This window comes from Nocardia sp. NRRL S-836, assembly GCF_001279525.1.
In the GTDB taxonomy this organism is placed as follows: Bacteria; Actinomycetota; Actinomycetes; order Mycobacteriales; family Pseudonocardiaceae; genus Lentzea.
This window is the reverse complement of the sequence record NZ_LGDY01000113.1, coordinates 15,925-38,520: the sequence shown is the minus strand read 5'-3', so window position 1 is coordinate 38,520 and position 22,596 is coordinate 15,925. Positions and strand designations below refer to the sequence as shown.

Annotated in this window: 19 protein-coding genes; 17 read left to right on the top strand and 2 right to left on the bottom strand. The window is 70.8% G+C overall.

Translation table 11 applies throughout. From position 1 onward, the window contains the following. Positions 1-64: 64 nt before the first annotated feature. The 10 genes from ADL03_RS27690 (at position 65) to ADL03_RS27645 (ending at position 12,072) form a co-directional block, all read left to right on the top strand. Entirely contained in the window at positions 65-2,149 is a 2,085-nt protein-coding gene (locus ADL03_RS27690) for a transglycosylase domain-containing protein (RefSeq protein WP_053736492.1), read from the top strand. A 1,449-nt stretch (positions 2,150-3,598) separates the two neighbouring features. Beyond that, positions 3,599-4,399 (top strand): M23 family metallopeptidase, encoded by an 801-nt coding sequence (locus tag ADL03_RS27685; protein ID WP_231642316.1) that lies wholly within the window; start codon positions 3,599-3,601, stop codon positions 4,397-4,399. A 93-nt stretch (positions 4,400-4,492) separates the two neighbouring features. Further along, positions 4,493-5,929 carry an AMP-binding protein gene (locus tag ADL03_RS27680; RefSeq protein ID WP_053736491.1) on the top strand — a complete coding sequence of 479 codons (1,437 nt, stop codon included), beginning with the start codon at positions 4,493-4,495 and terminating at the stop codon, positions 5,927-5,929. Then, complete coding sequence (locus tag ADL03_RS27675; protein WP_053736490.1) at positions 5,929-6,651, top strand: SDR family oxidoreductase; 723 nt, start codon at positions 5,929-5,931, stop codon at positions 6,649-6,651. The genes ADL03_RS27680 and ADL03_RS27675 overlap by 1 nt, the downstream gene beginning before the upstream one ends. A gap of 185 nt (positions 6,652-6,836) precedes the next feature. Further along, the gene (gene hutH / locus ADL03_RS27670; protein WP_197288697.1) at positions 6,837-8,522 is read left to right on the top strand and encodes a histidine ammonia-lyase; all 1,686 of its coding nucleotides are present in this window, start codon (positions 6,837-6,839) and stop codon (positions 8,520-8,522) included. After that, complete coding sequence (locus ADL03_RS27665; RefSeq protein ID WP_053736489.1) at positions 8,522-9,280, top strand: hypothetical protein; 759 nt, start codon at positions 8,522-8,524, stop codon at positions 9,278-9,280. The genes hutH and ADL03_RS27665 overlap by 1 nt, the downstream gene beginning before the upstream one ends. Before the next feature lie 14 nt (positions 9,281-9,294). Continuing rightward, positions 9,295-9,951, top strand: coding sequence for an O-methyltransferase (locus ADL03_RS27660; protein ID WP_053736488.1), 657 nt, complete (start codon positions 9,295-9,297; stop codon positions 9,949-9,951). A 51-nt stretch (positions 9,952-10,002) separates the two neighbouring features. Next, complete coding sequence (locus tag ADL03_RS27655; RefSeq protein WP_053736487.1) at positions 10,003-10,953, top strand: LLM class F420-dependent oxidoreductase; 951 nt, start codon at positions 10,003-10,005, stop codon at positions 10,951-10,953. Between the two features lie 2 nt (positions 10,954-10,955). Beyond that, complete coding sequence (locus tag ADL03_RS27650; RefSeq protein WP_197288696.1) at positions 10,956-11,525, top strand: TetR/AcrR family transcriptional regulator; 570 nt, start codon at positions 10,956-10,958, stop codon at positions 11,523-11,525. Between the two features lie 43 nt (positions 11,526-11,568). Continuing rightward, positions 11,569-12,072 carry an MmpS family transport accessory protein gene (locus tag ADL03_RS27645; protein WP_053736486.1) on the top strand — a complete coding sequence of 168 codons (504 nt, stop codon included), beginning with the start codon at positions 11,569-11,571 and terminating at the stop codon, positions 12,070-12,072. On the opposite strand, the gene ADL03_RS27640 is transcribed toward ADL03_RS27645, so the two are convergent. Beyond that, positions 12,069-12,518, bottom strand: a complete 450-nt coding sequence (locus tag ADL03_RS27640; protein WP_053736485.1) for a peroxiredoxin — start codon at positions 12,516-12,518, stop codon at positions 12,069-12,071. The genes ADL03_RS27645 and ADL03_RS27640 overlap by 4 nt on opposite strands. Positions 12,519-12,550: 32 nt before the next feature. Here ADL03_RS27640 and ADL03_RS27635 point away from each other — a divergent pair, with 32 nt between their 5' ends. From ADL03_RS27635 to treZ, 7 genes are all read left to right on the top strand, one after another. Then, positions 12,551-13,462 carry a LacI family DNA-binding transcriptional regulator gene (locus ADL03_RS27635; RefSeq protein WP_082373530.1) on the top strand — a complete coding sequence of 304 codons (912 nt, stop codon included), beginning with the start codon at positions 12,551-12,553 and terminating at the stop codon, positions 13,460-13,462. Positions 13,463-13,521: 59 nt separating this feature from the next. Continuing rightward, positions 13,522-13,947 carry a RidA family protein gene (locus tag ADL03_RS27630; protein WP_053736483.1) on the top strand — a complete coding sequence of 142 codons (426 nt, stop codon included), beginning with the start codon at positions 13,522-13,524 and terminating at the stop codon, positions 13,945-13,947. Between the two features lie 94 nt (positions 13,948-14,041). After that, positions 14,042-15,865 (top strand): 4-alpha-glucanotransferase, encoded by a 1,824-nt coding sequence (locus tag ADL03_RS27625; RefSeq protein ID WP_053736482.1) that lies wholly within the window; start codon positions 14,042-14,044, stop codon positions 15,863-15,865. 90 nt (positions 15,866-15,955) lie between these two features. After that, on the top strand, positions 15,956-16,258 hold the full coding sequence (locus ADL03_RS27620) for a hypothetical protein (RefSeq protein WP_053736481.1): 303 nt from the start codon (positions 15,956-15,958) through the stop codon (positions 16,256-16,258). A gap of 162 nt (positions 16,259-16,420) precedes the next feature. Further along, entirely contained in the window at positions 16,421-18,526 is a 2,106-nt protein-coding gene (gene glgX, locus ADL03_RS27615; protein ID WP_053736480.1) for a glycogen debranching protein GlgX, read from the top strand. Next, entirely contained in the window at positions 18,526-20,619 is a 2,094-nt protein-coding gene (treY, locus tag ADL03_RS27610; protein WP_053736479.1) for a malto-oligosyltrehalose synthase, read from the top strand. The genes glgX and treY overlap by 1 nt, the downstream gene beginning before the upstream one ends. Further along, positions 20,613-22,289 carry a malto-oligosyltrehalose trehalohydrolase gene (gene treZ, locus ADL03_RS27605; RefSeq protein ID WP_197288704.1) on the top strand — a complete coding sequence of 559 codons (1,677 nt, stop codon included), beginning with the start codon at positions 20,613-20,615 and terminating at the stop codon, positions 22,287-22,289. The genes treY and treZ overlap by 7 nt, the downstream gene beginning before the upstream one ends. Here treZ and ADL03_RS27600 read toward each other — a convergent pair. Beyond that, positions 22,208-22,552 carry an ANTAR domain-containing protein gene (locus ADL03_RS27600; RefSeq protein WP_053736477.1) on the bottom strand — a complete coding sequence of 115 codons (345 nt, stop codon included), beginning with the start codon at positions 22,550-22,552 and terminating at the stop codon, positions 22,208-22,210. The two genes, treZ and ADL03_RS27600, sit on opposite strands and share 82 nt — an antisense overlap. Between the last annotated feature and the right edge of the window lie 44 nt (positions 22,553-22,596).

Genomic DNA, 22,596 nt, shown 5'->3' with positions numbered 1-22,596 from the left:
GGGTTCGGGTTCGGAAGGAGTTGCGGGTTTGTTCGCCGCACGCGCGTCAGGCTTGGGTAAGTTGATGGGGTTGTGCCTGACGGCGGGCGTGCTCCTGGCAGCGATGGTGTTCCCGTTCGTGGGAGGGCTGGGGCTCGCGTCGAACCGCGCCGCCGACCAGGTCGACCAGACGTCGGGTGACCTCGCCAAGGGGGAGCTGCCGCTCGTCACGACGATCACCGACATGAACGGCGAGCCGATCGCCTACCTGTACGACCAGTACCGGGTGCCGCTGGAGTCGGGTCAGATCGCCGACACCATGAAGGCCGCGATCCTCGCGATCGAGGACAAGCGGTTCTACGACCACCGCGGCGTCGACTGGCAGGGCATCGCCCGCGCCGCCGCCAAGGCCGGTGTGGACGGTGGTGCGACGCAGGGCGCGTCGACGCTCACGCAGCAGTACGTCAAGAACTACATGGCGTTCGTGCTCGGCGCCGACAACGAGCAGCAGGCCTGGGAGAAGGCCACCGAGGCCACCGTCGGCCGCAAGCTGCGCGAGGCCCGCGTGGCGTTGCAGCTCGAACAGCAGATGACGAAGGACGAGATCCTCGCCGGCTACCTGAACATCGTGCCGCTGGGCAACCAGACCTACGGCGTCGGCGCGGCCGCCAAGGCGTACTTCAAGACGACCGCCGACAAGCTGACCGTCCCGCAGGCGGCGCTGCTCGCCGCGATCGCGAACCGCCCGTCGTCGCTGAACCCCGGTGCGAACCCGGAGAAGGCGCTCGAACGCCGCAACACCGTCATCGACAAGATGCGGGAGAACGGCGCGTTCGGCAGCGACGAGACCGAGGCGAAGAAGAAGGCCGACGAGTACAAGGCCGAGCCGCTGGGCGTGACCGACGACCTGCAGATCCTGCCGAAGGGCTGCGTCGGCGCCGGTGACGGCCCGATCTACGGCTTCTTCTGCTCCTACCTGCTCGACTACCTGCAGGACGCGGGCATCACGAAGGCGCAGCTGCAGCGCGGCGGCCTCACCATCAAGACCACGATGGACCCGAAGGCCACGAAGGCGGCCAAGCAGTCCGCCGAGCAGCAGGTGCCGAAGATGCAGAACGGCATCGCGAACGTCATGTCCGTCGTCGAGCCCGGCAAGGACAAGCACCGCGTCCGCGCCCTGGTCGCCTCCCGCGACTACGGCAACAGCGCCGACCTGGGCCAGGTCGCCCGCCCCGTGCCCGCCGAGGTGCTCCCGTTCGGCCCCGGCTCGGTGAACAAGGTCTTCACCGCCGCCGCCGCCCTGGAGAAGGGCGTCACCGGCATCGACCGCGAGATCCCGGTCCCCAAGGTCCACTACTCGCGCGTCTACCCCAACGGCGGTTCGCCGTGGAAGGTCGAGAACGCGGGCTCCGGCTACGCGGAGAAGATGTCGCTGACCCAGGCGCTGGCGACCTCCCCGAACACCGGCTTCGTGATCCTGGAGGAGAAGACCGGCCTGAACGAGGTCGTCGACATGGGCTACCGCCTCGGCATGCGCGAAACCCTCGCGACCCACAACCGCGGCGCCGAGCCCCTGAACTCCGACGGCTCGAACGGCCCCTCCCAGGGCGACTGGACCAAGCAGAACAACGCGGGCTCCTACACCCTCGGCCCCGGCGCGACGAGCGTCCTGGAACTGGCCAACGTGGCGGCCACGATCGTCTCGAACGGCACCTGGTGCCCCCCGAGCCCGGTGGAACAGGTCCTCGACCGCCACGGCCAGCCGATGCCGTTGAAGGAAAAGCCCTGCGAGCAGGCCGTGGCCCCGGACCTCGCCAACTCCCTGGCCCAGGGCCTCTCCCACGACACCGTCGGCTCCGGCACCGCAGCCGACGCGGCCCGCGCCACCGGCTGGACCCGCCCCACGATCGGCAAGACCGGCACCACCGAAGAGCACAAGTCCGTCGCCTTCATGGCCGCCACCCCGCAGTACGCGGGCGCCGTCATGACCTACGCCGACGGCAACCGCCCCGAGGTGATCTGCGCCAACCCGATCCGCTTCTGCCCAGGCTCCTCCCAGGGCGTCTACGGCGGCCAGGTAGCCGCCCCGACGTGGTTCAACGCCATGAAGGTGATCCACGAGGGCCTGCCCACCGTCCCCCTCCCACCCGCAGCGCCGCGCTACAGGTAACCGTTCCGCTTCGCCGCTAGCTCCGGGCCGCCAGACGCTCACGCGTCCGGCGGCCCTTTGCTTTTCCCGCTGACGCACCGCCCATCCCGCGCTTCGCGGGGCCCACGCCGCGCCGTGCGGCGCCCACGCCGTGCCTTGCGGCGCTCATCCCGCGCTTCGCGGCGTCCACGCCGTGCCTTGCGGCGCTCGTCACGGGCCGCGCACCCGCCGGGGCGGCGGTTGGTGGGCGCTGTGGCGGGTGGACGGGGGCCGCCGGGTTGGCGATGGGTCCGTGCACACCGCTGGGGTGGCGGTGAGGTGCGCGGTGGCGGGTGCACGGCTGTCGGCTGGAGGTGGTGGCGGGGGTTGGGGCGCGCTTCGCCGGGGTCATCGGTGGGCGGGCCCGGTGGTGGGCGGAGGAAGTCGAACGGGCCGGTGGCGCGTGGGTGCGGACTGCGCGCCCGCCAGGGCGGCGGTCGGCGAGCGTCGTACCGGGGCGCGGGCAAGCTGCTGGCCTCGGAGAGGCGGGCGTCGCCGGGACGCGCACCCGTCCCGGCGACGGTAGTCAGGCCTCGTGGCGGGTGCGTTGGAGTCGGCCGCGCCTTGCGGCGGGCTCGGCGTGGCGACGCCGGATGCCGGACGGCGTGGGGCTCGGCTGCATGAGGCTCGGCGCAGTTGGGCCGGGCGCGGCCCAGCTGGGCGAGGTCGGGCTCGGCGGAGCCGGACCGCGAGCAGTCCTCGGGGACTGGCGCGGGCGAGCGCAACCCGTCGGATCTGACGCGAAGCCGAAGGCGAGCCCGCAAGGCCCCAACGCCAGGCAGGCAAGCCCTAATCGAGCGAAGCGAGACGTCCCCACCTCAATCGACGGGTAGCGGTGACAACCCCCTTGACCTGCGATTGGGGCTTGACTTTGAGGGCGGGGCGATACCCTGGCAGGGATCGGCCGGGCTCCTTATGCCCGGCCTTTTAAGGCCGACTCATCGCCCCGCAAGAGGCTCGAAGTCAAGCCCCAATCGCGATCGTCGCGAAGCGGCGATGAACCCCGAACGTCGTCCCTGCCTGATCAACCACGCACCCAAGGCGACAGACGAACGGACGGCCCCAGCCCCGGCACCAAGCCGAGCAGCCGCGCACCCCGCCTCAAAGCCGACCAAACCCACCGGTCGACCTTTCTCGATAAAGCGACTGACCAGTACAAACACTGAAAACGGGCATTGGTCTAAAGGCCGTTACCAGCCCACACCACCACTCAACTACCCAAAGTAACCGCCAGTGGGCTCCATCACCCAAACACCCACATCGCTTGCCCCAGCCGGTGACGCGAGGTTACGTTTCCGGCCGCATGTCACGGTTCGATAACCGCCAGGACACGGATCTCCCCCCGAAACGGTCCAGTCCGCCCACGTCAAGGCCCCCGAAGCCGGACGTGACCAACGCGGCTCGAACTCCCCCGAGTGCATGGAGGCAGGTTTGGCACGGCATCGAGCGAAGGGCCCGCTGGTCGACGTGATCGGCAGAGTGGACCTGGACCGCAAGAAGGCCGTCGCGGCGGTGGTCGCCGCAGGTGCTTTGGCCGGTGCGGGTTTCGCCCAGGCGATGACCACGGTCACGCCCGTCGACCGGATCGTTCCCGTTGCGGCGACGTCCGAGCTCGCCGCGGCGATGACGCACCAGCAGCGGCCCGCGGAGCTCAAGACCGTTCACGCGGTCGACACCGGTGTGGAGACGCGGAACCTGTTGCAGGCCGAGCAGATCCAGGTGCAGCACCACGTTCGTGAGGCGCTGAGGACCGCGGAAGGCGCGTACGCGCAGCGGCAGGAGGCGGCCAAGGTCGAGGCGGCCCGCGAGGCGGCCCGCAAGGCGGCTGAGGAAGAGGCGAAGCGGCCCAAGGCCGTCAAGCCGGCGGAGGGGACGTTCACCTCTGGTTTCGGTGCCCGGTGGGGTACCAGCCACAACGGTGTCGACATCGCCAACGCCATCGGCACGCCGATCGTGTCCGTCATGGACGGCACGGTGGTCGAGGCCGGGCCCGCCAGCGGGTTCGGGTTGTGGGTGCGGGTGCAGCACGACGACGGCACCATCACCGTCTACGGGCACGTCAACACGATCGACGTCGCCCAGGGCGCGAAGGTCAGGGCCGGGCAGCAGATCGCGACCATCGGCAACCGCGGTCAGTCGACCGGGCCGCACCTGCACTTCGAGGTGTGGGTCGGCGGGTCCGAGAAGATCAACCCGGTGGGCTGGCTGGCGGCACGCGGCATCTCGCTCTGAGCGGGTGCCGACTGGCCCCCGAGCGGTGCTGAACAACCGATAGCCTCCGCTGCACGCCCCCTGGTCCCCGGTGGCGTGGAGCCTGGAGCCGAAGTGATCTACCGCAGCCCCCTGCCTGCCGTGGACTTCCCCGCCGCAACGGTGCACGAGCACGTTCTCGCCGGTGCCCGCCGGCACGGTGAGCGCGTCGCGCTGGTGGACGCCGTCAGCGCGGAGCGGCTGACGTACGCCGAGCTGGCCGGCGCCGTCGAGCGAACGGCCAAAGGGCTCGTCGCCGACGGTGTCCGGCCCGGTGACGTCGTCGCCATCAGCAGCATGAACCGGCCGCACTACGCCGTCGCACTGCACGCCGTCATGGCGGCCGGTGCGACGGCGGCGTTGCTCAACCCGGTGCTCACGGACGGGGAAGCGCGCCGGCTCCACGCGCTCGCGCACGTCACCAGGACGCTCGACCTCGACGACCTCCCCGTGAGCGATGACGGCGAGCTGCCGGTCACATCGCCGGACGATTCCGCCGTCATCCTCTTCTCCAGCGGCACCACCGGTGTCACCAAGGCGGTCCGGCACCGCCACCGGGCGCTCGTGGCCAACCTGGAGCAGCAGCGGCAAGGCTGGCGCATCGGCCACACCGACGTGCTCGCCGCGAACCTGCCGTTCTTCCACGTCTACGGCTTCGCGATCATCCTCGAGTCCGGTCTGCTCGGCGGCGCCACGATCGTCACGTCACCGCGCTGCGACGCCGCGACCTACCTGCGCAGGCTCCGTGAGCACCGGGTCACCCGCGCGTTCCTCGTCCCGCCGCTCGCCGCCGCCATCGCGGCCGAGACCGGCGCGCCGGAGCAGCCGTCGCTCAGGCTCGTGCTGTGCGGGGCCGCTCCGCTCGACGAGAACGTCCGCCGGGCCGCCGAACGCGTCCTGCACGCGCCCATCCGCCAGGGTTACGGGCTGACCGAGGCGGGCGGCACGCACCAGACGTTCGACGACGACCTCGACGCCGACCCCGCGAGCGTCGGCGTGCTCAGTCCCGGCACCGAGGCCAGGATCGTCCGTCCTGGCACCACCGAGGACGTCGCCGAGGGCGAAGCGGGGGAGATGCTCGTCCGCGGCCCCCAGGTCATGGACGGCTACGTGGACGACGAGGAGGCCACGCGCGCCGCCTTCGCCGACGGCTGGCTGCGCACCGGTGACCTCGTGCGCGTCGTGAACGGCCGGTTCCACGTGGTCGACCGGATCAAGGAGATGATCAAGTACCGCGGCTACCAGGTCGCGCCGGCCGAGCTGGAGGCCGTGCTGCGCGGCCATCCGCGGGTCAGCGACGCCGCGGTGGTCGGTACGCCCGATCGGATCAACGGCGAGGTGCCGAAGGCGTTCGTCGTCACGCAAGGCGACGTCACGGCGGAGGAGCTGCTGGCGTTCGTGGCGGCGGAGGTGGCGCCGTACAAGAAGGTGCGCCAGGTTGTGTTCGTGAACGAGATTCCCAGGTCCGTGTCCGGCAAGATCCTCCGCCGCCTGCTGGGGGACCACCCCTGATGCGCGTGCTCATCACCGGCGGGGCGAAGGAGCTCGGCCGGGCGTTCAGCGAAGCCGTTGGCGCACAGGGCCACCGGCTCGTCATCACCGGCCGCGACGAACGGGCGCTCGCCTGCGCCGGGCGGGAGCTCACGGCGCGGGGCATCGACGTCGAGACGCACGTCGCCGACCTCGGCGACCCGCACGCGACACCGAAGCTGATCGAGAGCCTCGGGCCGGTCGACGTGCTGGTCAACAACGGTGCGCTCGGCGGTCCGGTCGGCCCGACGTGGGAGGTCGACGAGAACGAGTGGTGGCGGACGTTCGAGGTCAACCTCCGCGGCCTCGCCTTCGCCACCAACGCGGCGATCCGCACGATGACCAGCGGCCGGATCGTCAACGTCGTCAGCAACGCGGGCGTGCACCGGTGGCCGTTGCTGTCGGCGTACTCGGTGTCCAAGGCCGCGGTGCTCAAGCTGGGGGAGAACCTCGCGGTCGAGCTCAAGCACCGGCCGATCGCCGTGCTGAGCTACGACCCCGGCATGGTCGACGTCGGCCTGATGGGCCGCGGCTGCCGGACCACGCCGGCCGACGACCACGGCCAGCGCGTTGCCCGGTGGGCGAAGTCTCAGCGGGAGCAAGGCAGGTTCACCCCGGTGGAGCAGTCGGCGCGGGTGCTGGCCCGCATCGTCGACGGAGAGTTCGACGACCGGTCCGGCGGGCTCGTCACGGCGGACGACTGACCGCGACCGGGGACTGAGGACGCTTTCAGCCGGGAGTGCCGACAAACGGTCTGATCATTTGGTACGGAAGGCCCTTCCTCACCGGCCGGTCAACCGGGATCGTCGCGGGTGTTGCTGAAGTCGTTGGCGCGGCCAGGAAAACCGTGTCGCGCCGAACGAGCTGCGCCGAATCCCCTGGAGGCGTCGTGCCCGTCGGAACATCCTCCGCTGCCCTGAGCCTGGCGGCGGCACTGTCACCCGCGCATCTGGAGCAGGCGAGAGGGCCGTTGGCCGTCGAGCTGCCCGGCGACGTGCGGGCGCGGATCGCCCGCTGCCGCGAGTTCGTGCTGGAGATCAGCGGCTCCGGCCGTGCGATCTACGGTGTGACAACGGGTTTCGGGCCGCTCGTCGCCTTCGAGGGGCGCGCGGACGGCGCCGGGCAGAGTGACAACACGATCCTGCACCACATCGTCGGGCACGGCGAGCTGCTGCCGCCCGAGGTCGTCAGGGCCGCGGTGCTGGCGCGGTTGTTCTCGTTGGCGCACGGGCGTTCCGGCGTCTCGGAACACGTCGTCGACGCGCTGGTCGCGATGCTGGCGACCGACTTCGCCCCCGCGGTGCCGCGGCTCGGGTCGGTCGGCGCGAGCGGTGACCTCCAGCCGCTGGCGTACGTGGCGCATGCGTTGCGCGGCAACGGGAACGCGTTCCTGAGCGGGCGGCTGCTGCCGGCCGCCGACGCGCTGGGGCAGGCGGGGCTGCGCGTGCTGGAGCTCGACGGGCGCGACGCCCTCGCCGTGGTGAACGGCACCTCGGTCACCTCGGCCGCACTCGGTCTCGCGGTCGCGCAGGCCACGAGGTCGTGCCGCGTCGCGGAACTGCTGTCGGCGCTGATGACCGACGTCCTCGGCTGTGGCACGGAGTTCGCGTCGCCCGCGCTGCTGGCCGCGTTCGGCCATCCGGACGTCGCGGACGCCGGTGCCGGGCTGCGGACCTGGTTGCGGGGCAGCACGCCCTCCGGCGAACGCCCGCTGCAGGAGGCGTACAGCATCCGGTGCGTGCCGCAGCTGCTGGGCGCGGCCCGCACCAGCGTGCGGCACGCGGACGAGGTGGTGCGCCGCGACCTCAACGGCGTGAGCGACAACCCGTTGTTCTTCCCGGAGACCGGGGAGGTCGTGCACGGCGGCAACTTCTTCGGCCAGCCCGGCGCGTTCGCCGCCGACGCGCTCAACGTCGCGCTGGTGCAGGTCGGCAACCTGGCCGAACGGCAGCTCGACCTGCTCGTGGACCCGCACCGCACCGGCGGCCTGCCGCCGATGCTCAGCCCGGCGCCGGGACAGCAGCACGCCGTGCAGGGCATCCAGATCTCCGCCACCGCCACCGTGGCCGCGATGCGCAGGGCCGCGGCGCCCGCCTCGGCGCAGAGCCTGCCGACCAACCTGCACAACCAGGACGTCGTCCCGTTCGGCACGCAGGCCGCGCTGACCGCGCTCGACCAGGCGAAGCTGCTGCGCTACCTGCACGGCGGGCTCGCCGTCGCGCTGCGCCAGGCCGTGCACGTCGGTGCGCGCCGCCCGCTGGCCCCGAGGCTCGCGGCGGTCTTCGACCGGATCGCCGCCGAGGTGCCCGCGATCGTCCAGGACCGGCCGCTGGACGTGGCGATCGGCCGGGTCGCCGACCTGCTCGACCGGATCGTCACCGAGGAAGCCGAGAGAGCCGGGAACGCCGAGCACGCCGGCGCCGAGGGGGTCACCGCCCACGGGTTCGACGCCCGGAAGTTCAAGGTCCGGGAGTTCGGCGCCGAAGAGTCCAGAGTCGAAGAGTCCAAAGCCGGAGAGTTCAACGCCCGAGAGCGCGTCGCCGCTGACAACGCGGCGGAAATGGACGGTTTGTGATGAGTGCGCCCGTTTGCAGTCCCCTGTGGGGTCACGCGGTCGTCGACCTGCCGGTGCTGCGGCTGCCGATGCCGGGTGCGGAACTGATCCCGTGCGCGGACGACTGCTACCAGCTCCCGATCGTGATCAGGACCCCCGGTGACGAGGCCGGGCTGGCCGTCCACCGCTGGTTCCTCGGCCACCACGCCGCGTTCCTGGTCTGGAGGTTTCTTTCGGCTTCACTCGATCGGCTGATACGCGAGCCTGATTCGCAACTAGTCCGCCTCACTGCGCTTGGATACGACGCGTACTCGGCGCTGCTGGCGTATTCGGGCAGCTGTTCCCGTGAGGTGTACGAGGACGTCATCCGGCCGTTGATGACGTCGTTCGACCCGGCGTTCAGCGGGCGCTGGGCCCGTGACTACGAGCCCGTGCCCGGTCTGCTGCGCAGGGCCCGCGCCGCACTGGGGTCCGCGGCGGCAGCGCCGCTGGCCGCTGCGAGCAAGGCGAACCTGTTGGCACACATGGAGGTCATGCGCAAACTCGTGCCCGACGGCAACTCGTTGCTGCGCGAGTCGGGGCGTGCGCGCCTGTCCACCACCGACGCCGAACGAGACAGGTTCGACGAGTTCTTCCTGGTCAGCCGCGAAAACGTCTGCACCAGCCGCTACCGTGCACACCGCGCCGCCGTCTTCGCCGCCATCGGCCGTGACCTCGCGAAACACCCGGTGCGACCCGAGTACCGCGACACCCTCAGGACGTTCATCACCCGACTATGAGAGAAGGGCCGCGCGTGAACGACTTCAAGACCGTGGTCATGACCCCGCAGATCTACCACTACGTGCGCGAGCAGGCGGGCCGGCCCAGCGCCGTGCAGGAGAAGCTGATCGCGCGGACGCTGGAGCTCGGCGACTCGGCGGAGATGCAGATCCCGCACGAGCAGGCGGCCCTGCTGTCCCTGCTGGTGAAGATCACCGGCGCGCAGACCGTGGTCGAGGTCGGCACCTACACCGGGTACTCCACGCTCGCGTTCGCGCAGGCGCTTCCACCCTCCGGAAAGGTCATCACCTGCGACGTCTCGGCGGAGTGGACGCGGATCGCCGAGGAGGCCTGGCAGGCGGCCGGTGTGCGCGACCGCATCGAGCTGCGCCTGGGCCCCGCCGGGCAGACGATCGCCGAGCTGCCGGAGGAGCCGACGATCGACCTGGTGTTCATCGACGCGGACAAGGTCGGGTACGCGCACTACTGGGACCTGCTGGTGCCACGGGTGCGGCAGGGCGGTCTGCTGCTCGCGGACAACACGCTCTACTACGGCGAGGCCGCCGGCGAGCGGCCCGAGGGCAACGCGGCGGCGATCGACGCGTTCAACCGGTTCGTGCTGGCCGACCCGCGGGTGGAGTCGGTGCTCGTGCCCATCGCCGACGGCCTGACCTTCGCGCGGAAGTTGTAGGCATACCGACCGGTCGGTAGGGTGTTGCCCAAGTGGACTTGGGAGGCGCTCATGGCTCGTTGGGGAATCACGCTGCCGCTGATCGGCGTGCCGGTGCTCGACCACCGCGCGCTGGTCAGCGAGCTGGCCGACCTCGGCTACACCGACGTGTGGTCGGCCGAGACGACCGGGACGGACGCCTTCACGCCGCTGGCGCTGGCCGCCCAGTGGTCGTCGGAGCTGCGCTTCGGCCCCGCGATCGCGCCCGTCTACACGCGTGGTCCCGCGACGCTCGCGATGACGGCGGCGACGCTCGCCGAGGTGACCGGCGGCCGGTTCGTGCTCGGCATCGGCTCGTCGTCGCCCGCGATCGTGCAGCGCTGGAACGCCATCCCGTTCGAGGAGCCGTTCAAGCGCACCCGCGACACGCTGCGGTTCCTCAAGGCCGCGCTGGCGGGGGAGAAGGTCACCGCCCAGTACGACACGTTCGCCGTCTCCGGGTTCAAGCTGGAGCGCCCGCCCGCCGCGAAGGTGCCGATCATGCTCGCCGCGCTGCGCCCGAACATGCTGCGGCTGGCCGGTCGCGAGGCCGACGGCGCGATCACGAACTGGCTCGCCGCGCAGGACGTGCCGCAGGTGCGGGCGGAGCTGGGCGAGGCGGAGCTGGCCGCGCGGATCTTCGTGTGCCCGACCGAGGACGCCGACGCGGCACGGGCGCTGGGCCGGATGCTGATCAGCACCTACCTGACCGTGCCCGCCTACGCGGCCTTCCACGACTGGCTGGGCCGCGGTGAGGTGCTGCGCCCGATGCACGAGGCGTGGGCCGCCGGCGACCGCAAGGCCGCCTCGAAGGCGATCCCCGACGAGGTCGTCGACGCGCTGGTCGTGCACGGGTCGGTGGACCGGTGCCGTGAGCGGGTCGCCGAGTACCAGGCCGCCGGTGTGGACACGCCGATCATCGCCCTGCTCCCGACCGGTGGCGACCAGGTCGAGCAGGTACGCGCGCTGGCCCCAGGGCGATAGCCGTGCCGGGCACCACCGAGCAGCGGATCATGGACGCGGCCGTCCGCCTGTTCGCGTCGAAGGGCTACGACGCGACGTCGGTGCAGGAGGTCGTGGCGGCCGCCGAGGTGACCAAAGGCGCGCTGTACCACTACTTCCGCTCCAAGGACGACCTGCTCTTCGAGATCTACCGGCTGCTCATCACGGCGCAGTCCGCCGACATGGACCGGATCATCGGCCTCGGCCTGCCCGCGGCCGAGACGGTGCGCGAGATCCTGTCCTCGCTCGTCGTCTCGACCGCCGAACGGGTCGACGAGACCGCGGTGTTCGTCCGCGAGATGCCGCGGCTGGGCGAGGACCGGATGGCCGACTTCCGCGCCGAACGCCGCCGCTACCACGAGACGTTCCTCGCGGTGGTCGAGAAGGGGCAGGCGGACGGCGACTTCAGCTCCGCCGTGCCCGCGGACACGGTCGTGCGGATCGCGCTGGGCGTCGTGAACCAGCTGCCCATGTGGTACCGGCCGGACGGTCCGAAGTCACCGGCCGTGCTGGCCGGTGAGATCGCCGACTTCGTGCTGGCCGGACTGCGGTAACGGCGGGCCGGGGGAGATCGACTTCCTCAGCGAGGGGGTCACCATGTCTGCGCAGCCACCGGAGTACGGCGTCGCGCCGCCCATGCACGAGGTCCCGCGGTCACCGAGGTGGCCGTGGGTGCTGCTGCTCGTGTTCGCCCTGCTGCTCACCGGCGGGGCGCTGTACGGCGGCCGGCTCGTCAACGCGGTGAAGGAAGCGGTCCAGGAGGCGACCGCGGAGACCACCACCGCCGCCGTGGCACCACCGGCGCCCGAGACCACCGGCCCCGCGAAGCGCGTGGTGGTGTTCGAGGTGACCGGCACCGGCACGGCGTTCAACATCACCGCGACCGTCGGCGCGTCCATCCAGAACGAGGGCAGCGTGCCGCTGCCGTGGACGCGCACCATCGAGGTGCCCGACGGCGCCGCGTCCGCCACCGTGATGCTCGTGGTGGTCGCGGGCCCGGACGGCGGCGAGGTGCACGGCAGGTACACGATCGACGGCAGGACCGTCCGCGAGGGCAAGGCGTCCGGGCCCTACGGCGTCCTGACCATCACCGACAGCTAACCCTTCCGCAGGGCCGCCAGCGCCTTGTCGGCGTGCGCGGTCATCGAGAACTCGCTCTTGACCACCTCGACCACCCGGCGGTCGGTGCCGATGACGAACGTGTGCCGCTTGACCGGGATCGGCCCGAACCGGCGCCGCACGCCGAACCGCTCGGCGACCTCACCCTCGACATCGGACAGCAGCGGGTAGTCGAAGCCGTTGCGCTCCGCGAACTCCTTCTGCCTGGCCACCTCGTCGCGCGAGATCCCCACCCGCTGCGCACCCGCCTGCGCGAACTCCGCGGCGAGGTCGCGGAAGTGGCAGCTCTGCGCGGTGCAGCCGGACGTCATCGCGGCCGGGTAGAAGAACAGCACGACCGGGCCGTTCCCGAGCAGTTCGGAGAGGCTGCGGTCGGTGCCGTCCTGGTCGGGCAGCGTGAAGTCGGGGGCGAGGTCGCCGGGCTTCATGGATCTCCAATACGCTCGGGGCCGTGACCAGCATGTCCGACGTGGCCAAGGCCGCAGGGGTGTCCGCTGCGACCGTATCGCGCGCGCTGCGCGGCGAACCCGGCGTGTCGGAGGCGACGCGACAGCACGTCAGCGAGGTCGCCCGGCGCATGAGGTACGCCATCGCGCGCGACGCGTCCTCGCTGGCCGGTGGCCGCCGGTACGCGATCGCGGTGGTGACGGCCGAGGTGAACCCGGTGCTCGCGGGCGCCGAAGGCGCGCTGCGGGCGGCCGGCTACGACGTGCTGCTGTACGTGCTGGGCACCGAGGACGCGCGCGCCAAGTTCTTCGGCGAGATGCCGCTGGGCCGCCGCGTCGACGGAGTGCTGCTGCTGTCGATGACCCTGGACGACGCGGAACGGGCCGCGCTCACGGCGCTGGAGATCCCGTACCTGACCGTCGACGACACCGACCTGCGGCACGCGCTGCAGACCGCCGTCGAGCACCTGCTGCTGCTCGGCCACGAGGACGTCGCGCTGGTGCTGGCCGACGGCGTGGACGAGTCCTACGACGAGATCCTGGTCGCGGCCGGGCTGACCGTGCGTCCTGAGTGGACGGTGTGGTGCTCGCCCACGGTCGACGGCGGCGAGCAGGTCGTGGACGTGCTGCTGGACGGCGAACGCCTGCCCACGGCGGTGATCAGCTCCAACGGCGCCGCCGCGGTCGGGATCTACCTGCGCATGCAGCGCGACGGGCGCGCGGTGCCCGACGAGCTGTCGATCGTGTCACTGGACGGCCAGGAGCTCACCCGCGTGGTCGGCCTGACCGCGGTCGAGGGAGCGGCGAAACAGCAGGGCGAACGCGCGGTCGCGGACCTGTTCACGCTGATCAGGGGCGAGCGGGTCGAGCCGGCGGAGCACGCGGTCACGCTCGTCGTGCGCAACTCCAGCGGCCCGGTCGGCTGACCCGGAGGCCGGTCCGGCGAGCGGCACCGCGCCCGCACCCCGGTCAGTACTGTGACGGCATGCCCGCCGAAGAGCGCCTGACCCGGTTGCCCGCGCTGCCGGACACCCCCGGCTACGCCCACGCCGTGACGGTCAGCGGGAGGCTGCTGTTCGTCTCCGGTCAGGTGGCCGTGGACGAGACCGGCTGCGTGGTCGGCGTGGACGACCTGGCGGCGCAGACCCGTCAGGCGCTGAGCAATCTTCATCACGTCATGTCGAGGTTTGGCGCTGACTGGTCGGATGTCGTGAAGTTCACCTGGTACGTGGTCGACGTGTCCGACGTGCAGACGTTGCGGGCCGTGCGCGACGAGGTCCTGCGGCCCGCGTTGGGAGAGCTGCACAACCCGGCCAGCACGCTGGTTCAGGTCGCGGCGTTGTTCGGTCCGGAATTTCTGGTCGAGGTGGAGGCCGTGGTCGCCGTTCCCGATCAGCGGTCCGATGTTTGATCAAGAAGGCCGTCCCGACCGGCGTGCACCCTTCGGGTGACCGGGGTCCATTTGCTCTGGTAATGGAAGCGAACCTGTGACATAGCTTGTAGCTGTGGAGGAGTTGGCACGGTTGGCGGACGCCTGGGGCGTCGCCACGAGGTACGAGAACTCCGATCAGCAAGAGGTCACCGTCGAGACGGATGTCGTCGTCAAGGTCCTCGCCCAGTTCGGTGTCGACGCGTCCACTCCGGACTCCGTCGCACGGGAGCTGGCACTGGTCGAACGCAGGCGCGCGGAACAGGCGCTGCCGCAGACGATCGTGCTCCGCGAACAGGAGACGTACGACCTGCGCGGCCCGGCGACCGTCGAGCTGGAGGACGGCGGGACGGTCGAGGTGCGTCGGCACCTGCCGGACACGCTGCCGCTCGGCTGGCACCGCATCCGCACCGCCACCCAGACCGTCACCCTGGCCGTCGCGCCGCGGACGCTCCCGGACGTGCCGAGCACGTGGGGCTGGATGCTGCAGCTCTACGCCGCGCGCTCGAAGGACTCGTGGGGGATGGGCGACTTCGCCGACCTCGCGACCGTGGCCAGGCGCAGCAGCCAGGAGCTCGACGCGGGCGTGGTGCTGGTCAACCCGGTGCAGGCGCCGAGCCTGACCCACCCGGTCGAGCGCTCGCCCTACTCGCCGACCAGCCGCCGGTTCGCGAACCCGCTGTACCTGCGCGTCACCGACACCGCCGAGTTCCTGCAGGCCTGCCCGCGCACCCGGCAGCTCATCCGCGACCTCCGGCCCGCCGACGAGGACCTGATCGACTACGACGCGATCTGGTCGGCGAAGAAGCAGGCGCTGGAGCTGCTGTTCCCCGGCGGCGAGATCGAGATGGACGCCGACCTGGAGAGCTTCGCGACGTACTGCGCGCTCGCCGAGATCCACGGCAGCGACTGGCGCACGTGGCCCGCCGACCGCGCGGAGCCGCCGGCCGACCGGGTCGCGTTCCACGCGTGGGTGCAGCACCTGTGCACCCGCCAGCTGCAGGACGTGCGGCTGGCCGCGCACGAGGCCGGCATGACCATCGGCGTCATCCACGACCTGCCGGTGGGCGTGCACCCCGGCGGCGCGGACACCTTCAGCGACCCGGACTCGTTCGCCATCGACGTCACGGTCGGCGCGCCGCCGGACGCGTTCAGCGCCGACGGTCAGGGCTGGGGCCTGCCGCCGTGGCGGCCGGACAAGCTGGTCGAGAGCGGCTACCGGCCGTTCCGCCAGGTGCTGCGCAGCGTCCTCAAGCACGCCGACGGCATCCGCATCGACCACGTCGCCGGCCTGTGGCGGCTGTGGTGGATCCCGCCGGGCGAGCCGCCGTCACGCGGCACCTACGTCTACTACGACGCCGACGCGATGCTCGGCGTGCTGGCGCTGGAGGCGTACCGCGCGGGCGCCGTTGTCGTCGGCGAGGACCTCGGCACGGTCGAGCCGGTCGTCACGAAGACGCTGCAGGAGAACGGCATGCTGACCAGCGCCGTGCTCTACTTCCAGCGCGACTACTACGCCGACGGGCACCCGCTCATCCCGCCGTCGCGGTGGAACCCGAAGGCGATGGCCAGCATCTCCACCCACGACCTGCCGACGGCCGCCACGTTCTTCGCGGGCGAGGACGGCCCCGACTTCGACGAGCTGATGCGCGCCGAGGGCATCGACCCGCGCGACCGCGTGGCCGGCGCCCACGAGCTGCTCGCCCAGGCGCCGTGCGCGCTGGTCCTGACCTCACCCCAGGACGCTCTGCGGGAGACCCGGCAGCCCAACGTGCCGGGCACGATCGACGAGCACCCGAACTGGCGGATCCCCCTGCCCGTGCCGCTGGAGGAGTTCTTCCCGCTGGTGCGCGACATCACCCGCCCCCTGCGTCAGCGCAAACCCGAAACAACCGCTTAACGGCAGGTCATCGACCTGCGGAGTACCCTTGGGCCGTCACCAGACGGCGGACGACGAATCCCCCCGGACTTCTTGGAGGTGGCGTATCAGATGAGCTCAGCCGTGAGCACGCGGACACCGACCGACGTGCTGGAACTGGCCGTGGAGCAGGTCCTCGCCTCGGTGCGGCCGACCGCCCTCGGCGACCCGGTGGCCGGGGCACGGCACGCGGAGGAATCACTGCGTGACGCGCTGCGGGACGCGGGTCCCGTGCAGGACAACGAGGCCCTCGCGCACGCGCTGGCGTGTGCGGAGGCGGCCGTGGAGCACCTGAAGTACTGCGAGATCCAGGAGGCCCGCACGTTGCTGACGGCGGCCCGTGGACAGCTGGTGCTGGCGCACGACAGGGTGTGACCGCTCGACGTCGCCGGGGTTGGTGCGCTCGCTGTTCGCCGCACGCCGGACCCCGGCACGAGCATGCACGTGCGACACCGGAGTACAACGGTTTGTGCATAATGCCGCAACGCGGTTAGACGGATAGGGTCGTGTGGGTATCGCTACCGCGTGAGGAGCATCGTGCGACCCTGGCCCGGCAGGCCGTATCCGCTTGGCGCTGGTTACGACGGCGTAGGAACGAATTTCGCCCTGTTCTCCGAAGTTGCTGAATATGTGGAGCTCTGTCTTTTCGACGACGATGGCACCGAGACACGCGTTCGGTTGCCGGAGGTGGACGGCTTCGTCCACCACGGTTACCTGCTCGGCGTCGGCCCCGGCCAGCGGTACGGGTACCGCGTGCACGGGCCGTACGACCCGGAGCGGGGCCTGCGCTGCAACCCCAACAAGCTGCTGATCGACCCGTACGCGAAGGCCATCTCCGACGGCCTGGTGTGGGACGAGGCGCTGTACGGCTACAAGTTCGGCAGCCCGGACGAGCGCAACGACGCGGACTCGGCGCAGTTCGTGCCGAAGTCGGTCGTGGTCAACCCGTTCTTCGACTGGACGAGCGACCGCGCACCCAGGACGCCGTACAACGAGACCGTCATCTACGAGGCGCACGTCCGCGGCCTGACGATCGACCACCCGGAGATCCCGCCGAAGCTGCGCGGCACGTACGCCGGCCTGGCCCACCCGGTGATGATCGACCACCTCCTCAAGCTGGGTGTCACGGCGGTCGAGCTGATGCCCGTGCACCAGTTCGTGAGCGACCACACGCTGCAGGAGCGCCGGCTCAGCAACTACTGGGGCTACAACACCATCGGGTTCTTCGCTCCGCACGACGGCTACGCGGCGCTGCCGCTGAACCAGGTGCAGGAGTTCAAGGGCATGGTGCGGGCGCTGCACCAGGCGGGCATCGAGGTCATCCTCGACGTCGTCTACAACCACACCGCGGAGGGCAACCACCTCGGGCCGACGCTGTCGATGAAGGGCATCGACAACCTGGCCTACTACCGGGTGATGGACGACGAGCCCAAGTTCTACATGGACTACACGGGCACCGGTAACTCGCTGAACGTGCGGACGCCGCACACCCTGCAGCTGATCATGGACTCGCTGCGGTACTGGGTGACCGAGATGCACGTCGACGGCTTCCGGTTCGACCTCGCGGCCACGCTGGCGCGCGAGTTCTACGACGTCGACCGGCTGGCGACGTTCTTCGAGGTCGTGCAGCAGGACCCGGTGGTCTCGCAGGTCAAGCTGATCGCGGAGCCGTGGGACGTCGGTCCCGGTGGCTACCAGGTCGGCAACTTCCCTCCGCTGTGGACGGAGTGGAACGGCAAGTTCCGCGACACCGTGCGCGACTTCTGGCGCGGTGAGCCGGCGACGCTGGGCGAGTTCGCCTCGCGCATCACCGGTTCGTCGGACCTCTACCAGGACGACGGCCGCCGGCCGTACGCGTCGATCAACTTCGTCACCGCCCACGACGGCTTCACGATGAACGACCTGGTGTCGTACAACGACAAGCACAACGAGGCCAACGGCGAGGACAACAACGACGGCGAGAGCCACAACCGCTCGTGGAACTGCGGCGTCGAGGGCGCGACCGACGACGAGCAGGTCCTGGAGCTGCGGGCCCGCCAGCGGCGCAACCTGATGGCCACCCTGGTGCTGTCGCAGGGCGTGCCGATGATCCTGCACGGCGACGAGTTCGCGCGCACGCAGAACGGCAACAACAACGCGTACTGCCAGGACAACGAGGTCTCGTGGGTCGACTGGTCGTTGCTGGAGCCGCACTCCGAGCTGGTCGAGTTCACCGCGGCGCTGACCAGGTTCCGCAAGCAGCACCCGGTGTTCCGGCGCAAGCGGTTCTTCGCGGGCCGGCCGATCCGCAAGGGCGACGAGCTGCGCGACATCGCGTGGTTCACCCCGGCCGGCGAAGAGATGACCGAGCAGAACTGGGAGGACGACTTCGGCAAGTGCATCGTCGTCTTCCTCAACGGTGAGGGCATGCCGGACCTCGACTCGCGTGGCCAGCGGGTGGTCGACGACTCGTTCCTGATGGCGTTCAACGCACACCACGAGGACATCCAGGTGACGCTGCCGGACAGCTCCTACGGTCCTGAGTGGACGGTCGTGGTCGACACGGCGACCGGCCAGGTCGGCGACGCGCAGAAACCGATCGTCGCCGGCGGCAGCCTCGCGCTGACCGCGCGGTCGCTGGTCGTGCTGCAGAGGACCGGCTGATGGGGGCGCCGTACTCCACCTACCGCCTCCAGTTCACCCCGGACTTCACCTTCGCCGACGCCGAGGCCATCGCGGACTACCTCGCACGCCTGGGCGTGCACGGGCTCTACGCCTCGCCGCTGCTCGAAGCGAGCGAGGGGTCCACGCACGGCTACGACGTCACCGACCCGACGCAGACCCGGCGGGAGCTCGGCGGCAAGCAGGCCCGCGAGGCGTTGCAGGACAAGCTGACCGAGCTCGGCATCGGCCTGTACGTCGACATCGTGCCCAACCACATGGCGGTGCCGAACCCGTGGTGGGAGGACGTGCTGGAGAAGGGCCAGGAGTCGCCGTACGCCCGGTACTTCGACATCGACTGGTCCTCCGGCCGCGTCCTGCTGCCCGTGCTGGCCGAGGACGCCGCCGACGAGGAGCACGACCATTACGTCAAGGTCAACTGGCGGCGTGGCAACGAGGAGCTCAACTACCGCAGGTTCTTCGACATCACCGAGCTGGCGGCGGTGCGGGTCGAGGACCCCGAGGTCTTCCACGCGACCCACGGCGAGGTGCTGCGGTGGGGTGCCGAGGGCCTGCGGATCGACCACCCGGACGGTCTCGCCGACCCCGGCGGCTACTTCCGGCAGCTGCGGGAGAGGTTCGACGGCTGGATCGTCGTCGAGAAGATCCTCGGGCCGGACGAGACGCTGCCGCAGAGCTGGCCGGTCGACGGCACGACGGGCTACGACGCGTTGCGCGAGATCTGCGGCGTGTTCATCGCGCCCGCGGACGCGTTCGGGCCCCGGAACGGGGAGCCGAGCTTCCACGACGTCGAGCACGCGTCACGCCGGCAGGTCGCGGACTCGATCCTGGTCGCCGAGGTGCGGCGGATCGCGCGGCTGGTCCAGGGCGTGCCGTTCGAGGACGCGTGCGCGGCCGTCGCCGAGGTGATGGTCAACTTCCCGGTCTACCGGTCGTACCTGCCGGAGGGCCTGGAGCACTGGGACACCGCGGTGCGGCTGTCGTCCTCGCCGGCGGTGAAGGCGCTGGACGAGCAGGTCCGCGCCGACCCGCACGGCGAGCTGGCCACCCGGATCCAGCAGACCTCGGGCATGGTCGTCGCGAAGGGCACCGAGGACACCGCGTTCTACCGGTACACGAACTTCGTGGCGCTCAACGAGGTCGGCGGCTCACCGGACCGGTTCGGCATGCCGGTGGAGGAGTTCCACCAGCGCGCCGCCGCCCGTGAGGCCAGCTGGCCGCGGTCGATGACGACGCTGACCACCCACGACACCAAGCGGTCGGAGGACGTGCGGGCCCGGCTCGCGGTCCTGGCGGAGATCCCGGACGAGTACCTGGCGTTCGAGGAGGACATGACCGCGCGGTACGGGCTGCCGGAGCCGTCGCTCAACCGGCTGGCCTGGCAGTCACTGGTCGGCGCGTGGCCGCTCACCGAGGAACGCCTGGCGCAGTACCTGGAGAAGGCCTCGCGCGAGGCCAAGATCGCCACGTCGTGGGTCGACCGCAACGCGGACTTCGACGCCGAGGTGGCCGCGTGGCCCGCGAAGGTTCTCGGGCTGCCCGAGGTCGCCGCGTTCGCCGAGCGGATCAAGGTGCCGGGCTGGTCGAACTCGCTGGGGCAGAAGCTGGTGCAGCTCACCGCGCCCGGCGTGCCGGACATCTACCAGGGCACCGAGCTGTGGGACTACTCGCTGGTCGACCCGGACAACCGCAGGCCGGTCGACTACGAGCTGCGCAGGGAGCTGCTCGCCCGCATCGAGGACGGCTGGCTGCCGGAGGTCGACGACACGGGCGCGGCGAAGATGCTGGTGGTGCACCGGGCGTTGCAGGCGAAGGCCCGCGGTTTCCACGGCTACCGGCCGTTGCGCGCGGAAGGCCCCGCCGCCGAGCACGTGCTGGCGTTCCAGCGCGGGAACGTCATCACGGTCGCGACCCGGTTGCCGGTGACGCTGGCGCGCAAGGGCTGGCAGGGCACGGTCCTGCCGCTGCCGGGTCCGGAGTGGACGGACGTGCTGAGCGGCCGGCCCGCGACGGAGGACCTGGCCGCGCTGCTCGACCGCTATCCGGTGGCTCTGCTCGTGCGAGGGGAATCGTGAGCTTTTCCGTGTGGGCACCGACGCCCGAGTCGGTGCACGTCCGCGTCGACGGTGTCGACCACGAGATGAAGCGCGACGGCGACTGGTGGCACAGCGACGCCGAGGGCACGGACTACGCGTTCGTGGTCGGCGGCGACGCGCTGCCGGATCCACGGTCGCTGTGGCAGCCCCACGGCGTGCACGAGGCGTCCCGCGTCTACCGGCACACCTACGAGTGGAGCGACGAGGCGTGGACCGGGCGCGCGTTGCCCGGCGGTGTGATCTACGAGCTGCACATCGGCACGTTCACGCCGGAGGGCACGTTCGACTCGGCGATCGGGAAGCTCGACCACCTGGTGGACCTGGGCGTCACGTTCGTCGAGGTCATGCCGGTCAACAGCTTCGACGGGACCGAGGGCTGGGGCTACGACGGCGTGCTGTGGGGCGCGGTGCACGAGCCCTACGGCGGCCCGGACGGGTTCAAGCGGTTCGTCGACGCCTGCCACGCACGCGGCCTGGCCGTGCTGCTGGACGTCGTCTACAACCACCTCGGCCCGTCCGGGGCGTACCTCGACCGGTTCGGCCCGTACTTCGCGGGCAGCAACGACTGGGGTCCCGGCCTCAACCTCGACGGGCCCGGCTCGGACGAGGTGCGCCGGTACGTGATCGACAACGCCCTGCAGTGGCTGCGCGACTTCCACGTGGACGGCCTGCGGCTCGACGCGGTGCACGCGCTGGCCGACCACCGGGCCGTGCACGTGCTGGAGGAGCTCGCGGTCGAGGTGGACGCGCTGTCGGCCGCTCTCGGCCGGCCGCTGACGCTGATCGCCGAGTCCGACCTGAACGACGCACGGCTCGTGACCGCACGCGAAGGCGGCGGCACCGGCCTGCACGCGCAGTGGTCGGACGACCTGCACCACGCCCTGCACGTCGCACTGACGGGTGAGACCTTCGGGTACTACGCGGACTTCGCGGCACCGGGAGCGTTGAAGAACACGCTGGAGAAGGTGTTCTTCCACGCCGGCACGTGGTCGTCGTTCCGGGAGAAGCACCACGGCAAGCCGGTCGACACGGCGCTGATCCCGGGTCACCGGTTCCTCGCCTACACGCAGAACCACGACCAGGTCGGCAACCGCGCGGCCGGTGACCGGTTGCCCGCATCCGTGTCCACCGGGAAGTTGTTGTGCGCGGCGGCGATCGTGCTGTGCTCGCCCTACACGCCCATGCTCTTCATGGGGGAGGAGTGGGCGGCTTCCACGCCGTGGCAGTTCTTCGCGTCCTTCCCCGACCCGCAGCTCGCGGAGGCGGTCAGGACCGGGCGGCGCAGGGAGTTCGCGCGGCACGGCTGGGGTGAGTCCGAGGTCCCCGACCCGATGTCGCCGCAGACGGTGGAGAACTCGCGCCTGAAGTGGGACGAACTGGGAGAAAGCGACCACGCGAAGGTGTACGAGACCTATCGTGCGCTGATCGGGTTGCGCCGCTCCCGCCCTGAGCTGGCCGACCCGCGGTTGGACAGGTTCCTGGTGGAGCAGGACGGGGAGTGCTTCGTGCTGCACCGCGGCGGAACCCGCGTGGTGGTGAACCTCGGCACGATCCCCGTCCCGCTACCTCAGGGGGACGTGCTGCTGACCTCCTCGGCGAACCCGTCGTCGCTCTCCCCCGACTCGTTCGCCGTGGTCGCGCTGACGTGATCCCACAACGCCTGGTCGGCCGGGTTCACCGGCCGACCCAGGTGGGCGTGCACGAACGCCGCGACCAGGCGGTCGGCGGCGACGTGCAGCTTGATGTTGTGGTGCTGCGAAATGTGCACCAGCAGCTGGAACGCCTGCTGGGGTGTGCAGGGTTTGCGTGCGGCGATCAGGCCCGTGGCCTGCCCGATGACGGTCCTCGATGCCAGAGCCTTGCGCAGCCCTGCCACCTCGGCCTCGAGGGCGGTGATTCTCGCGGACGACACCGCCGACTCCTTTCACGTCGTCATGGTCACAGCGGCATGCCGGT